Origin of the sequence: Paenibacillus sp. Y412MC10, assembly GCF_000024685.1 — a bacterium.
Classification (GTDB): Bacteria; Bacillota; Bacilli; order Paenibacillales; family Paenibacillaceae; genus Paenibacillus_AQ; species Paenibacillus_AQ lautus_A.
The window spans coordinates 5,236,958-5,251,083 of the sequence record NC_013406.1; the positions used below are offsets into that span (position 1 = coordinate 5,236,958).

Here is a 14,126-nt window from a genome sequence, read left to right on the forward strand (position 1 = left end):
TCAAATTCATGGTTTACAGTGATACCATATGTCATTTCGGATCGAAATGTACCTTAAATCTTACCCCAATTCCCCCCTATCTTCAACAAGGGCGCCGTTGTGAAAAACCTTGGATACAATGTTCAAGCAATTGTAGGACTCTTGCTCCAGATGCGGAGCTTAGGTAGTTTATACTATAGTAAGCGCGCGTATAGAAAAGGAGAATCTCACGTGAATGACAGCATACATCGCACCGGCCTTTTTCAGGCTGCGGAGCAGTTTATCGGGCTCTGTTATGCAGAGTTAAACCGGACCGGGGAAGAAGTGCAGTCCCGGATCAGCGACATCCGCTCACAGATCGAGCGGACAGGTACATATGAACATACGCTAGAGGAACTGACGCACGGGGCCAAAATGGCCTGGCGAAACAGCAACCGCTGTATCGGGAGACTGTTTTGGGATCGTCTGAAGGTCATTGATGCCAGACACTTAACGGAGACCTCCGACATCTTTTCGGCGCTTCTCCACCATATCGAGAGTGCCACCAATGGCGGAAAGATCATACCTACGATTACCATTTTCAGAGCTGCGCGTCCCGGGGAAGCTCCCCTAATGATCAAAAACCATCAATTGATTCGGTATGCGGGTTACGAAACGCCCGACGGCACGATTGGCGACCCGGCTTCGATCGCCTTCACGAAGGAATGCATGGAGATGGGTTGGCAGGGTGACTTGACCGCCCATGATGTGCTGCCGCTGGTGGTGCAGCAGGGGAATGAGCCGCCCGAGTGGCTGCCGATACCGAAATCCTCCGTGCTGGAGGTCTGCCTGGAGCATCCTGATCTTCCGGAGCTTAAAGAGGAAGGGTTAAAATGGTACGGGGTGCCTCTCATCTCGGACATGCTGCTTGAGATCGGGGGCGTTACGTATACGGCCGCTCCGTTCAACGGATGGTATATGGGAACCGAAATCGGTGCCCGCAACCTCGCAGACGAGGCCCGTTACAACAAGCTTCCGCTCATCGCCAAGCTGATGGGACTGGAGACTTCAAGCGAAGCCACCTTGTGGAGGGATCGTGCACTGGTCGAACTCAATGTGGCCGTGCTTTATTCCTACAAAAAGGCGGGCGTCAGCATCGTGGACCATCACTCGGCTGCAGCCCAGTTCGGTCTGTTCGAACGGCGTGAAGCGCAGGCCGGGCGCGAGCTTACCGGAGAATGGAGCTGGCTGATTCCTCCGGTTTCGCCGGCCACCACGCATATTTTTCATGCATCCTATCATAATGACATGCGTTCGCCGAATTTCCATTATAGGAACAAGGAACAATAATCCCGCCTGACCATGCTAAACACTAAACGCAGCAAAGCCGGGGCGTTTGGCGCCGCCCCGGCTTTTCATGTATTTTGGCGTGATCCATATTCCCGTAATCGATGTGCTGAAGACTGATGATCCTGGTTTTAATCGTTGATCTTCTCTTCCGAAACAGAGGGCACATACGCCTCTTCTTCAAAATCCTCATCAAACGAGGACACCTGTGCGATTTCCTCTTCTGCCAGCCAGCTCTCCTGCCGGTTCCGCCAGGACTGAATGTCGGAGATGACATTCTCGGCACGATCCGTCATGATGCCGATCAGATTAACGCCCTGCTCTCCTACCTTCTCCGCTGCCTCCTGCACCTTGGCACCGATTCCGCGTGCGCCGTCAGCAATGTCATCCCGAAGCTCTTTGCCGGATTTCGGAGCCAGAAGAAGTGCGGTAACAGAACCTGCAACACTGCCGATCAATACTCCCCAGAGGAGTCCTTTGCTCTTCTCTTTCATATCCCATCTCTCCTTCTATTTGGCTTGCCCTTCGCCGGACTTGGAGGCATATTTGTTCCAGGAATGCCAGAGCGTCATCCCGGCATCCACCCAACGGAACATCTCCCCGATCTGCCGTTCATTATCGAGGCGAGCACGTTCCAGATGCTCAATGGCCGTTATGGAAGCTTTTTTCCCCACAGCATGAACCGCATCGGCCGTCTTGGCTACGGCTGTCGCTGCACTGGACATGGAAGCGGCAAAAGCTTCGCCGGCTGCCAGCTGACGCTGTATCATCTCCAAAGAGACGGAAGCCTGCTCAAGCACTTGCGAAGCCTCCTGTGCCAATCTGGCGCTGTCTTCTTCAAGCCGGCCCAGCAGGGTCTCAGCCCGCCGCATCAGCTTTCTAATCGACAGCATCATGACCACCGCGGCAACCGCGATCAGCACGATGCCGGCGGCAGCGGCCAGCGCACTCCATTCTGTCATCGGGAACTCCTCCTTTCGTCCGACCGGGCGAATGCCTAGTCGCTTGATGCATTATAAGCAGGATGGGCTTGTCTTGACACAACATCGGCGATCTTTTTATTGCGGCCAGAGAACAACGAATATCCCCGCCCGCTCAAGGAACATGCCGGCAACGGTACGAATTCAACAAAAAACAGACCGGTCAGAGGATTTCCCTGAAGGTCTGTTCTTCCATGAGTCATATAGATGAGCGAGCCCATGCGGGCATGGGAGATATCATTCAAGCTAAGCTAAGCAGCCATCAGTACAGTTCGTTCTTTAAATATTCGCGAACGTTTCCCGCAAACTGCTCCAGCACATCGGGCAGCACGGGCGTTAAAGAATGCAACGCCTGCCGGTCCCAATCATAGTAGTCCTGTACGAGCGGCTTCCGTAAACGAACCAGCTCCATCAGAACCTTATGAACCTCTTGCGGAAACACCTTTTCCTCATGATTGATATCCATGATATCTTCGTAACTGCTGGCATCCCGCATAATAAATCCGTCGATCAGGTAGCTGCCCACATCCGTGACGACCTCGATCGCCAGATGAAGCGCACGCTCCTGAACCAGGCCCAGCACCAGGCCTCCGTCCCACGATTGCGCCGCGGCCCGCAAACCTTCCGCAATGTCCGGAATTGCGTTCAGCCGCCGTTCAATTTGCTCTTGATTCACATAATACACCGCAAATCTCCTCCAGCCTGTTGTTGTAAGTCTATCTACGCCTACACTTCAAAATCAACGCTAAGCGTATGATCTTTCACCGTATTGATGTATTGGATCACTTCCTGGTGTACGGGGTGAACGGCATAAGCCTGCAAATCTTCAAGATTGTCCACTTCAACGATCAAAGCCAAATCATAAGAGCGCTCGGAGCGGATCACATCGGCACCCGCTTCAAGGGATCTCAGCATCGGAATTTTCCCGTCCATGTCGCGCAGCACCTGCACGGTTTTCTCAATATTCTCTGCGGTTGGATCCTTCAATTTGAAAAAAACAATATGTTTAATCATCGTCCGTTCCTCCATCTCTAGCATATATGTAATCTCTCGTATCTATCATACCCCGTTCGACCGGAAAAAGAAATCGCTCCCACGAACATGAGGAACATTCAAGGCTCGCCAGATATAACCAAACAGGAGCACCAACTGACGGTGCCAGAACGTGCTCCTGAATGAACATCCTATTAAAATGCCAGCGATTTGGATTTATGCGCTAAATATGGTTCAGCATGTTCCGGGCAATCCAGACCCCGGCGGCTCCTGCCTGAGCAAGCCCTCGGGTAATTCCGGCGCCATCCCCGCCGCAATACAGCCCCTTGATCTCCGTCTCGAAGGAATCCGACAGCTTCGGCCTTGCGGAGTAAAACTTGGCCTCGACGCCGTAGAACAACGTGTGCTCCGACGCGATCCCCGGCGTGACTTGATCAAGCGCTTCAACCATCTCGATCAGACTTTTCATCGTGTTGTAAGGCAGCACCAAGCCAAGATCGCCTGGAACGGCTTCCTTCAGCGTCGGCTCAAGAAACCCTTCGCGGATTCTGCCCTCGGTGGATCTCCGGCCGCGAAGCACGTCGCCGAATTTCTGCACGATGACCCCGCCGCTGGACAGATCATTCGCCCGCTTGCATATTTCGCGCGCGTATTCGTTAGGCTTATCAAACGGCTCCGTAAACTTATGGGATACCAGCAGCGCAAAGTTCGTATTGGCCGAGCCCAATGCCGGATCCTTGTAGGAATGGCCGTTAGCGGCCATGACGCCGCTGTGGTTTTCCACCACGACATGGCCGGAAGGATTACTGCAGAATGTCCGCACGCGGGTCCCGACCGAAGTGTTGAAGATGAATTTGCCTTCATACAAATGCTCGTTGATTTCACGCATGACCACATCCGAGGTTTCGACGCGCACGCCGACATCCACTTGGTTATTATGCATTTTCAATCTGCGTTCTTTAAGAATGCCGGTCAACCAGGCAGACCCGTCGCGGCCGGGGGCAACCATCACCAGATTCGCCTCATGGACCTCTCCGCCCTTCATCGCGATGCCGGTGACGCGGTGGGTGCCGTCCTCCTTGACGGTGACGATGTCCTCGACCTCCGCCCGGAATGCCATATCAATCCTTGTCTTTAAATATTCATAAATCGACTTCAGGATTTCCAAATTCTGCTCGGTTCCAAGATGCCTTACCTGTGCGCGAAGCAGCTTAAGGCCTGCTGCGTATCCTCGCTGTTCAATATCGCGGATCGCATGGGTCGTCGGATCTGTAATGGCAGGCGTCGCCCCATGCTCCAGGTTGATGGCATCCACATATTGAATGAGCTCCATGACTTTGGATCCGGGCAAATAATCGGTCATCCAGCCGCCAAACTCTGTGGTTATGTTGAATTTGCCGTCACTGTATGCCCCGGCTCCACCAAATCCGGCCGTAATCGAGCAGGCCGGCAGGCAACCGGCGAATTCCTTCCGGCCTACCGCCGGAGGACACAGCTTAATCTTCTCCTCCAGAATCGGACAGCTTCTCCGGTAAATATCATGTCCCTTGTCAACCAGCAGCACCCTGCTGCCCGGTGATTTCAATGTCAGCTCATAACATGCAAAAATTCCCGCAGGACCGGCACCAACAACGATAACATCATATTTGCTCATCATATCCCCCTGTGTGTTTGACTGTCGTTTGCGCACACCGATTTCAGGCACAAAAAAATCCTGCTCCGAATAGGTATGCTTGCGCACCCTATTCGTAGTCAGGAATTTAAGGTCCCTTGTAGAAACCCCTGAACCTTATTTTCAGGGATATACGAATAAGCCTATTTTTCTCTTCAACAACCATAGTTAATATAAAACGTAATTACGAATGAGTCAATACGAATATTTGAAATTGTTCGTCTTTTGAGATAAATTTCGATTTATTCAGGGGAATTCTCGTTAATTTTTATAAAAATACGAACAATATTCCAACAAGACCAAATACACATTTTAGGTCTATCGAACCACCGCGCCGGCTCCATAAATCATGTAACAACGAAATGGAAACAAATGTTTAGTGATTGGCTATTGAAAAGCTAGTGTCGAATATTGTAGTATTGTGTTAAAAAAAATCGGAGGAATTATGCCTACACAACTGCAGCAAGAAAAACACTCCATTGAGGCGTGGTCCCTGATCAATCGTAAATATTTGGGGAAAGGCGTGCGAGTCAAGCGCTTTCGTCGGCCGACCCGCTGCCAAATTCGTAACCGCGTCCTGCTAGCCGTACTTATGGCCAACGATATCAAATTGTCGCAATTGGCCGAGGAACTGGGAGTATCCTCCCGTAGCGTCAGCGCCTGGGTATATGAGGGACGCGTTCCCGGAAAAAACAACCTGGAGAAAGCCTGCGACTACTTGGGTTATCCCCGCCACATTCTCTTCAGAGAAGAATTGCTGGACAAGTCGCCCTTGATCTGTCAGCCAGCGCCTTTCCCGATTCATGAAACGCACCTTGACACGCTCTCCGGTCAGCAATCGGATTCTGACAGGCCTGTGCATGGTTCATGATTTGTCGGTGAGCGATGTCAGCCGCTGGATCGGCGTGCATCCCGGCACGTTCCGCAAATGGCTGCACCAAGGCACCGTACCTTCAGCAGCATTCCAGGAGAAAGCGGAACAGTTCTTTCGAATCCCTAAGTCTGTGTTATTCGCAGATTGCGCACTGAAGCAAGAGTCCCGATAAAACTACCGTTAAACCAATAACCATACTTATGATCTGACACAAATGCTCTGCTTGCCGGACTCCATTCGGCCAAGCCGGGCTTATTTTGTGTCATGGCATAGTTTGAGGTTTTCAGGGAATACAAGTAACATCGGGCATACGAAAGCATCCAGGAATGAGGTGACTGACGAATGAAGCTGCGTCAGAAGGAAATTGGCGCTTCACTGGGATTGCTGGCTGGAACGACCATGGGAAGCGGCATCGGATTCCTGCTCGGATGGCACTCCTACAATCTGATGGCCCTGGTATCCCTCTTCGGTTTTTTCGGAATTGCAGCCGGTATTTGGGCAGGCTCCCGAAGAATATTCAAAGAGCTCCCTTAAAAACCATGCGAGGCTCGTCGTTCTGCCTGATTCTTGATGAACATTTAGGCATAAGCTCAAAAAAAGCAGGCCGGTAATTTTCCGGTCTGCTTTGTTATGATTAGTTATGGGTCTTCGTCTCGTTTATAACGTACAATTTCCCAGGCTTAACGCCATCGTTTTTGAAATGTTGAACGACTCCGTCAGTGGCGGCTCTTTGGTCATGGCCTCGGGTGGTCGTATCCGGCATATCCTGAATGCTCCAGGTCTTGCCTCCGTCCTCGGTTTTGGCTTGACCGCTGAATCCCGTTTCGGGCGAGATAAAATGGAGAAAGCCGGCATTCGGCGTGCTTCCTATCCGGTTCCATGTTTCTCCGCCATCCGTCGTACGGTACAGATCGTTATTCTCCATCACGGTCCAGGCCTGCTTTCCGTTCAGCGCAAAGATTTGGCGTACTGTGCCCTTCGGCTGAGCTTGAACCTCCCATTCCGTGCCTCCGTCATCACTAAAAGCAATCCAGCCTTCTCCGCCGATCCAGCCTGAGTTATGATTAACGAGCCGGACTGCCGTCACATCCGATAAATCCACATCGGGTTCGGCCGCTGGATCTTCTTGCGTGTCTGCTGCGGAACCGTTTCCTGCGCTGCCATCCGTATGGCCTGAGGTTTCATCCGTGCCGGAAGGCGGCGCTGCCTGAGGAATATCTCCCTTGGGGGAATTCGCCGATGCTTCAGTCGGCAAAGGCCCGGCCCCATTCCCTTTATCCGATGACTGGCATCCGACAGCTACGCTGACTGCGATCAACATCATCAGCATAAAGCCCATCCTGTTTCGAGGTTTTATCATGCGATCACACCCCTTATGTTCTAAAATACCAACCGTAACGGCTATTTACGCTATTCGTCCCATTCCATCACCCTCATACGGAACGGTACCTCCTATTCAGTATAACGCGATTTCCACATGAAGAGGAACGAAAAAAGCTGTTTTTCAAGTCGAATTCCACTTGAAAAACAGCTTTGCTTCATAGATGCGGTCGAGAGGACTCGAACCTCCACGGGGGTAAGCCCACACGGACCTGAACCGTGCGCGTCTGCCAATTCCGCCACGACCGCATATTATGTAAGTCGTGATCGTGTTGATCACCGTAATTAAGAGTATATTACGCCCCAAGCTAAAAAGCAAGCATTTTTTCAAAAAAAATGTCGAAACCATCATTTCATCATGGTTTCGACTAATCAGGCCAGTCTCAGATCGTCCATTGATCATGTATGATGCCGGACAATACCCAACGATCCTCATACCGCTCAAACACTAGCCGCAGGCTTTCCCAGTCCATGCCCGCATAATCAGGATCAACTCCATCATAATAATACTCCACGATGCCGGCCTCTCTGTACTGGCTGCTGGCATTGTTCACCGTATTTCCTTCGCTCTTCGATTGGTTGTATCCGATCCACGGCGCCTTCGCAAAGTCCAGCGAATAAATGAATTTCTTGTAATAGTCATCAAAAGTCATCGAAATCGGTTCTCCGCTGCCGTCAAACTCACCCCATCGGTAAACGGCGTCGTTGTTCAATCCCTGCCGCAGCTGCTGCTTGCTGAGCGTTACGTCCTTCTGCCGGTCGACGTAAGCATACGGAGAGAAGGTGATTCCGTCTGGATGAGCGAGTTCGGCCAGCTTCTCAAAATCCTTGTTTTTCAATAATGCGATCGCTTCAGCACTGATTTTGGATAGGGCGGCTTCTGCCTCTTTCGGCGTGAGCAGCGGATAAATCATAACTTCTTTTGCCTTGTTATCCCAGGCAACCTTGCCTCCAAGCCCTTCAGCCGAGAAACGGAGCGGGATGTAAACCCGTCCCTCCCTGAGAAGAGGCGGAGCATCCAAGGTCACGACCTTGCCGTCTTTCATGGCACGGGTATGCCCAACGGTATAACTCGTTGTATGTTTGCCATTTCTCACGACCGCCGTCCGATCGGCTTGATTCCAACGCACTTCGGCACCCATTGCTGCCGAAATGCCGCGGAATGGCACCATCACCCTCCCTTGATGAATAAAAGCTGGCGAATCCAGCAGCAATTTGCCGCCATTCACCCTAACTTCAATAGGTTGGTCTGAAGATGTGCCCGAAGCCCAAACTTCTTCTCCTCCGAACTGGAAAACGGCGATCCCAATCGCTGCCGCCATGAAACCGGCCAGCAGCTTTTTCACTGCTTGACGTTTCTTCATCACGAACTCTCCCTCCTTCAGCTCAGTTCACTAATCCTTTCTCCATTTCATTATAAAACATCTATTACCCATAGACCCATCCCTAAAGCAATTGCTGCCGGTTACTCCGTACAGGCCACTGGATATGCCCTCCCCTCACGCTCCAGGTCCGCTATGGCTAACCCCCCATTATATTCACTCAACATCCCCTTTACGTCGAGAATCAGGAAAGAGGAATTGGGGCGCTGAGGAAGAATTGTCTAAGCATGAGATTACATTTCTTACGGGGGGAATTGATTTGAAACGATATGCGCTGCCGTTGTTTATCCTGATCATGAGTCTGCTTTACATTTTCTTCATTCCTTCCGAGCCCTTGCTAATCAAACTGCTGTTCAAGCTCATCCCCATGTGGCTCATCATCCTGTTTGCATATCGGCAATTCCCGCCCCGTGCCACGAAAGTTCACTATCTTCTGTTATCGGGACTGTTCTTCTGCATGATCGGTGACGGTACGCTGATCTGGTTTGTCGTCGGCCTTACCTTTTTTCTGATCGGTCACCTGTTCTATACGGCCGGCTTTCTGGGAAAATGGCGATATTCGCTTCCCCGCCTCCTCAGCATTGTTCCGATTGCGGCCTATTCGGTCTGGATGGGCATTCAATTGGTGACCTCTCTCAACTCAAATGGGGAGCAGGCTTTGATATTTCCCGTCATCGCTTATATTGCGGTCATCTCGACCATGCTCTGGACCTCCGTCATGACCGGAAACCGGTTAGCCATGCTTGGAAGTCTGCTCTTTGTCATCTCGGACTCGATCCTGTCCTGGAACATGTTTGTTTCCGATATCCTTTATTCGAACGTATGGATCATGACCACGTATTATGCAGCCCAGTTTCTGATAGCCAGAAGCATCTCGGCTTTTAACTGGACGAAAGCGCGGAACAGGGGCGACTCGTCACTCAATGCTTCCGCCATCCATTAGAAAACCAAAAAAAGCCGAGTCCGGGTTCCCCCGGGCTCAGCTTTTACAGGACATTTCACCGCTTCATGTTCCATGATATGTCGGTCCATAACTCCCCTATCAAGCAACGAAGCAACGCCGAGTCCTTAATCACGCCAGTTCATGCGAACCTGCTTAATCCCCTCTACCTGCCACAACTGCTCGAACAATCCGTTAATTCCCTTGCTGTTAAACGAGTATACCCGGAATTCCATTGTGACCTTGGTCGAATCGTCTTCCGTCGTGTCATTGTTCACGATCATGCCTTCCACCGTCATATTGGCCTTTTGCAGCAATTCCGTAATTGTGCTCACATGTACCGGACGGTCACCCGCCTCGATGATAATCTTTAAGCTGCCGGACTTTTTGATAAAGAGAAACCTCGATTCCAATTTATTCAGCACCAGCGTGCTGACCAGAACGATCGCTGTCGTGATGATCGCAGGCCAGTAAAAACCGGAGCCCACGCTTAAACCGATAGCCGCTGCCACCCATAAAGTGGCGGCCGTGGTCAGACCTGAAATGATATGATTGGAACGACGCAATATGGCTCCGGCACCAAGAAAACCGATACCGCTTACAACTTGTGCTGCCAGCCGGGCAGGATCAAACCTCGCATTGGGATGATTGATCAGTGCAGAATCAAACCCGTAGATGGAAGTCAGCATAATCAGCGTCGATCCGACGGCTACCAAGAGATGGGTTTTTAACCCGGCCTGCTTATTCCGGCGTTCCCGCTCCCAACCGATCAAACCACCGAGCAATGCAGCGAACAGCAGCCGCATCAGCATGGTCTCCGTATCCAGTTGAAACACATCCATTCCTAATCTCCACCCATCTTCATCTTGTAAGGCGGCTCTTCGTTATGCCATATGTTCATCCTGCCAGCGCCATAACTCTTTGCTGGAGGTGGATATGCCGATTACACCGCTCTTTAGAGCCGTATCAAAATCCTCCAAATCGATCATGAGCCCCCCTGCAATGACAGGCACGTCCACCTCTGCGCGAATACGTTCCATAATCCGCTGGCACACCATGCCCGGGAGCACTTCAATGGCATCGGGATTGGAGGCCTTAATCATCTTGATCCCGTTGTCCAGGGAGACGGAGTCAAATACGAACAGACGCTGAACCGTTAACAAGCCCAGCTTCTTTGCTTCCACAATCGCCGTGTTTTTTGTCGTGACAATCCCGTCGATGCCAACCTTCTCAGCCAAGTACTTAACTCCCGTCTTATCTTTGCCGATCCCTTCAATCAGATCAAAATGCACAAACGAAAGCTTGCCTGCCTCGCGAATCTCCTCGACGATCGATTCAATGATAAAAATATCGGTCTTGAGAATAAATACGATGTTCGATTCGGTCGATAACACGGCAGGAAGTTCATCCGCATTCATTAATGAAGTAATAATGGGTTTACGCTTCAAGCAATACGAAATTCGTTGTGCACCTTCAACACTGGTTTTCATGTCTTCACCTCGTTGCCGCCGCAACCTCTCCAATTCTCCCGTTGCCCCGGCATATTTTTGTAGATACTCGTCATTGTGCTTCGTTTGCCTGCTGCAAGGCAGTACCGCTGAGATAAATATCGTGAACCGAATTCAGCACATAGGTGGGCTTCACGCTGCTGTCCATCAGATCCTCCTTGGTCGACACCCCGGTCAGCACCAAAGCCGTGCTCATTCCCGCCTGATTGCCCATCTTGATATCCGTCTCCAGCCGATCCCCCGACATCAGGCAATCTTCGGCCTTCACTCCCAAAATATCAAGAGCCGTCAATGCCGTCAAGACGGAGGGTTTGCCCATGACCGTCGTAATGGTAATGCCGGCAGTGCCTTCGATGGCACCAATCATGCCGCCGCAATCCGGAACATCACCGCCAGGCATCGGACATGTTCGATCCGGGTGGGTAGCAATAACCTCAGCGCCCCCCTTGATCGCCTGATATGCAAAATCCAGATGACGGTAGTGAAAATCCCGATCCCACGATACGACCACGACGTCGGTTTCCTCCGGGGATGAGGCGAATCGTATCCCATTGTCCAGGAGCTCATCCTTCAATATATCCTCGCCAATGACGTACACTTTTGCGTCCGGATGATGCTTCTGAAGATAATGAATCGTAACAAGCGCGGGATTCAGAATATGATTCAATTCAACCTGAATGCCAAGCTTCGCTAATTTCTTTAAATAATTCTCCCTAGAGTCTATCGTTTTGTTGGTCAAAAACAACAGCCTCTTATCCAGTCCCTGCAAGTAATGAATGGTCTCCACGGCACCGTCGATGGCCTCGGCCCCAAGATAAATCGTTCCGTCCAAATCAAAAATATACCCTGCAAAATGATCCATACTTCGTTCTCCTCTGCATGTTCAATCTGTAATTTCGCTGCAAACGTCATGGGACAGGTCTGGTCAAATATCTCTGTTATATCTCCAGCCCCTGTCCGTAAGGTATACATATGACAGCGCCATGTCCTTTAGTCCCTGGACCGGCGGTTCCTTGCGGATACAAAAAAATGAGAAGCGCTTTGCATGGAAGAAACCTTCATTCATGACAAATGAAAGATTCTCGTTATGCAAAGGGCTTCTCATCATCTCTGCCCGCTCTATAACTTTATATGGTTATACTACATCCACATTTTACATTTGACAAGATCATCATGATGATAAACCTTATCGGTTCATCGCCGACACGGCCGATGGATGCCCGGCTTTCTCTTCGGAGACCGTTTCATTGACGTGTTCCCGATCCGTCGGAGCTGCAGCCAGCTCTATTCTGCTGCCTTCCGCCACTCCCCATGCCGCTTGCAATTGGTCCTGCAGCAGTTCCCATTGCCTGTCGACTTCCTCATGATCCCACTCTAAGTATTCTCCCATCAAGCTCATGACGGAAGCAATGACTCGCTCGGTTTTGGGCCGGTCGAATAACATCCAGCCTGTTCTTCTTAACAGAAAATCCACGGCACTCATCGTCATTTCGCATTCGATGGAATACTCGATTTCGGCACGCAGCAATCTAAATCCGACAGCTTCTGTTTTGTCGGAAGCAGCCTTGATCCGTTTAAACAGTTCAAGGGTATCGGTACCATACCTGGTCATAAGGCTCCTCACGTCATCGTGCCTGATGCCGAGGGATTCGCCCTGTTTAATAAGCTTCTCCTGAGCTTCCGCATAGGTGAGTCCGTTCAGGTCTCCTCCGCTTATCGGAACCCGATCCGTCGTACAGGGAGGATAGATGGTGCCATCGGCGTCCTGAAGCTGTCTGGCTGCAAGGTTGACGACCTTTTCGGCCATTCTCCGGAATCCGGTCAGCTTTCCGCCCGCAATCGTGATCAAACCGGAATCGGATATAAACAACTCATCTTTTCGCGATATTTCCGAAGGACCTTTTCCTTCCTCGCGAACGAGCGGCCGCAGTCCCGCCCATCCGGATTCGATATCGCTTGGCTTCAGCCCTGCTTCCGGAAACGCATGATTGACCGCATCGATGAGATAGCGCCGGTCTTCCTCGGTAATGCCGGGCGTCTCAATCGACCCTTTATAGACTGTATCAGTCGTTCCGATATACGTCTTGCCCTCCCGCGGAATGGCAAAAATCATACGGCCCCCCGGCACATCAAAATAAGCGGCCTGTCGTACGGGGAGCTTGGCATGATCCACCACCAGGTGAACGCCCTTTGTTAAGAGCAGCTGCTTGCCCTTGAGCGAATGATCCTTCAGCCTGACCTGATCCACCCATGGACCCGCGGCGTTTATGATTTTTTTGGCGTATATCGCATAGGTCTCCCCGCTCAATTGGTCTTCTACCTGTGCACCCGCTACTTTTCCTCCTCGATAAATGAATTCACGAACCTTGGCGTAATTCGCGATGTGCGCTCCCTTAGCCCTTGCAGACTTTACCACTTCGACCGTCAAACGCGCATCATCGGTGCGGTATTCGTAATAATAACCGGAACCTTTCAATCCCTCCTTCCGAAAGAGCGGTTCAAGGGCCAGGGTGCTTTCCCTCCGAAACATCTTCCGCCGTTCGCTGCGTTTGACACCCGCCAGCCAATCATACAGATACAATCCGACACAGCTGGCAAAATAACCATAAGTGCCTTTTTTATAAATAGGGAGCAGCATGGGGATCGGCTCCACCAGGTGCGGAGCGCTGCGGTGAAGCAGTGCCCGTTCGGAGCCCACCTTCCGTACCAGGCCGATTTCCCCTTGCTTCAAATACCGGAGTCCCCCGTGGATCAGCTTCGTTGATCTGCCGCTCGTTCCCGAAGCAAAATCATTCATCTCCACCAAGCCCACGCTCATCCCTCTGCAGCTGGCGTCCCAAGCAATGCCCGCCCCCGTGATACCGCCGCCAATCACCAGCACATCCAGCTTATTTGCCGACATGTCCTGTAAATAACGGGTCCGCATCTTGGCGGATAAGCTTGTGTCCACCTGACATTCTCCTCTCTCAACATATAATAAGAAAAACATCTATCGACGTACCTTCACAGAAGACAGACCGCATTTAGTGGACGTTTTTCTTGCGATTATCGAATGGGTTCAGCTTCGCTGAAAACTTTTACATTCAATAATC

At 51.2% G+C, this 14,126-nt stretch carries 14 protein-coding genes, 1 tRNA gene, 1 pseudogene and 1 riboswitch; of the genes and pseudogenes, 4 read left to right on the forward strand and 12 right to left on the reverse strand.

The window, feature by feature from the left end:
- Window positions 1–210: 210 nt before the first annotated feature.
- Window positions 211–1,308, forward strand: a complete 1,098-nt coding sequence (locus tag GYMC10_RS22890; protein WP_015736719.1) for a nitric oxide synthase oxygenase — start codon at window positions 211–213, stop codon at window positions 1,306–1,308.
- A 128-nt stretch (window positions 1,309–1,436) separates the two neighbouring features.
- Here the strand turns inward: GYMC10_RS22890 and GYMC10_RS22895 are convergent, their stop codons facing one another.
- From GYMC10_RS22895 to GYMC10_RS22915, 5 genes are all read right to left on the reverse strand, one after another.
- Window positions 1,437–1,799, reverse strand: a complete 363-nt coding sequence (locus GYMC10_RS22895) for a YtxH domain-containing protein (protein ID WP_009593785.1) — start codon at window positions 1,797–1,799, stop codon at window positions 1,437–1,439.
- 15 nt (window positions 1,800–1,814) lie between these two features.
- Window positions 1,815–2,267 carry a DUF948 domain-containing protein gene (locus GYMC10_RS22900; RefSeq protein WP_015736720.1) on the reverse strand — a complete coding sequence of 151 codons (453 nt, stop codon included), beginning with the start codon at window positions 2,265–2,267 and terminating at the stop codon, window positions 1,815–1,817.
- Between the two features lie 280 nt (window positions 2,268–2,547).
- Window positions 2,548–2,970, reverse strand: a complete 423-nt coding sequence (locus GYMC10_RS22905; protein WP_009593787.1) for a DUF86 domain-containing protein — start codon at window positions 2,968–2,970, stop codon at window positions 2,548–2,550.
- 41 nt (window positions 2,971–3,011) lie between these two features.
- Window positions 3,012–3,299 carry a Dabb family protein gene (locus tag GYMC10_RS22910; protein WP_015736721.1) on the reverse strand — a complete coding sequence of 96 codons (288 nt, stop codon included), beginning with the start codon at window positions 3,297–3,299 and terminating at the stop codon, window positions 3,012–3,014.
- 202 nt (window positions 3,300–3,501) lie between these two features.
- Complete coding sequence (locus GYMC10_RS22915; RefSeq protein WP_015736722.1) at window positions 3,502–4,932, reverse strand: NAD(P)/FAD-dependent oxidoreductase; 1,431 nt, start codon at window positions 4,930–4,932, stop codon at window positions 3,502–3,504.
- Between the two features lie 75 nt (window positions 4,933–5,007).
- A riboswitch (purine riboswitch) is annotated at window positions 5,008–5,107 on the reverse strand.
- A 288-nt stretch (window positions 5,108–5,395) separates the two neighbouring features.
- On the opposite strand from GYMC10_RS22915, the pseudogene GYMC10_RS22920 reads away from it, so the two are divergent.
- Together GYMC10_RS22920 and GYMC10_RS22925 are read left to right on the forward strand one after the other, a co-directional pair.
- A pseudogene (locus GYMC10_RS22920) lies at window positions 5,396–5,996 on the forward strand (helix-turn-helix domain-containing protein).
- A 170-nt stretch (window positions 5,997–6,166) separates the two neighbouring features.
- Window positions 6,167–6,358 (forward strand): hypothetical protein, encoded by a 192-nt coding sequence (locus tag GYMC10_RS22925; RefSeq protein WP_036660178.1) that lies wholly within the window; start codon window positions 6,167–6,169, stop codon window positions 6,356–6,358.
- Between the two features lie 100 nt (window positions 6,359–6,458).
- On the opposite strand, the gene GYMC10_RS22930 is transcribed toward GYMC10_RS22925, so the two are convergent.
- The 3 genes from GYMC10_RS22930 to GYMC10_RS22940 form a co-directional block, all read right to left on the reverse strand.
- Window positions 6,459–7,184, reverse strand: coding sequence for a WD40/YVTN/BNR-like repeat-containing protein (locus tag GYMC10_RS22930; protein ID WP_235201621.1), 726 nt, complete (start codon window positions 7,182–7,184; stop codon window positions 6,459–6,461).
- A 185-nt stretch (window positions 7,185–7,369) separates the two neighbouring features.
- A tRNA-Leu gene (locus GYMC10_RS22935) sits at window positions 7,370–7,453 on the reverse strand.
- A gap of 134 nt (window positions 7,454–7,587) precedes the next feature.
- Entirely contained in the window at window positions 7,588–8,568 is a 981-nt protein-coding gene (locus GYMC10_RS22940; RefSeq protein ID WP_015736726.1) for a copper amine oxidase N-terminal domain-containing protein, read from the reverse strand.
- Window positions 8,569–8,845: 277 nt separating this feature from the next.
- On the opposite strand from GYMC10_RS22940, the gene GYMC10_RS22945 reads away from it, so the two are divergent.
- Complete coding sequence (locus GYMC10_RS22945) at window positions 8,846–9,529, forward strand: lysoplasmalogenase (protein ID WP_041622039.1); 684 nt, start codon at window positions 8,846–8,848, stop codon at window positions 9,527–9,529.
- Window positions 9,530–9,654: 125 nt separating this feature from the next.
- On the opposite strand, the gene GYMC10_RS22950 is transcribed toward GYMC10_RS22945, so the two are convergent.
- The 4 genes from GYMC10_RS22950 to GYMC10_RS22965 form a co-directional block, all read right to left on the reverse strand.
- Window positions 9,655–10,368: an MgtC/SapB family protein gene (locus GYMC10_RS22950; protein ID WP_009593619.1), complete on the reverse strand. Its 714-nt coding sequence runs from the start codon at window positions 10,366–10,368 to the stop codon at window positions 9,655–9,657.
- Window positions 10,369–10,410: 42 nt separating this feature from the next.
- Window positions 10,411–11,016, reverse strand: coding sequence for a glycerol-3-phosphate responsive antiterminator (locus GYMC10_RS22955; RefSeq protein ID WP_015736728.1), 606 nt, complete (start codon window positions 11,014–11,016; stop codon window positions 10,411–10,413).
- Window positions 11,017–11,086: 70 nt separating this feature from the next.
- The gene (locus GYMC10_RS22960) at window positions 11,087–11,896 is read right to left on the reverse strand and encodes an HAD-IIA family hydrolase (protein WP_015736729.1); all 810 of its coding nucleotides are present in this window, start codon (window positions 11,894–11,896) and stop codon (window positions 11,087–11,089) included.
- Window positions 11,897–12,220: 324 nt separating this feature from the next.
- Window positions 12,221–13,984: a glycerol-3-phosphate dehydrogenase/oxidase gene (locus tag GYMC10_RS22965; protein ID WP_015736730.1), complete on the reverse strand. Its 1,764-nt coding sequence runs from the start codon at window positions 13,982–13,984 to the stop codon at window positions 12,221–12,223.
- Window positions 13,985–14,126: the final 142 nt, after the last annotated feature.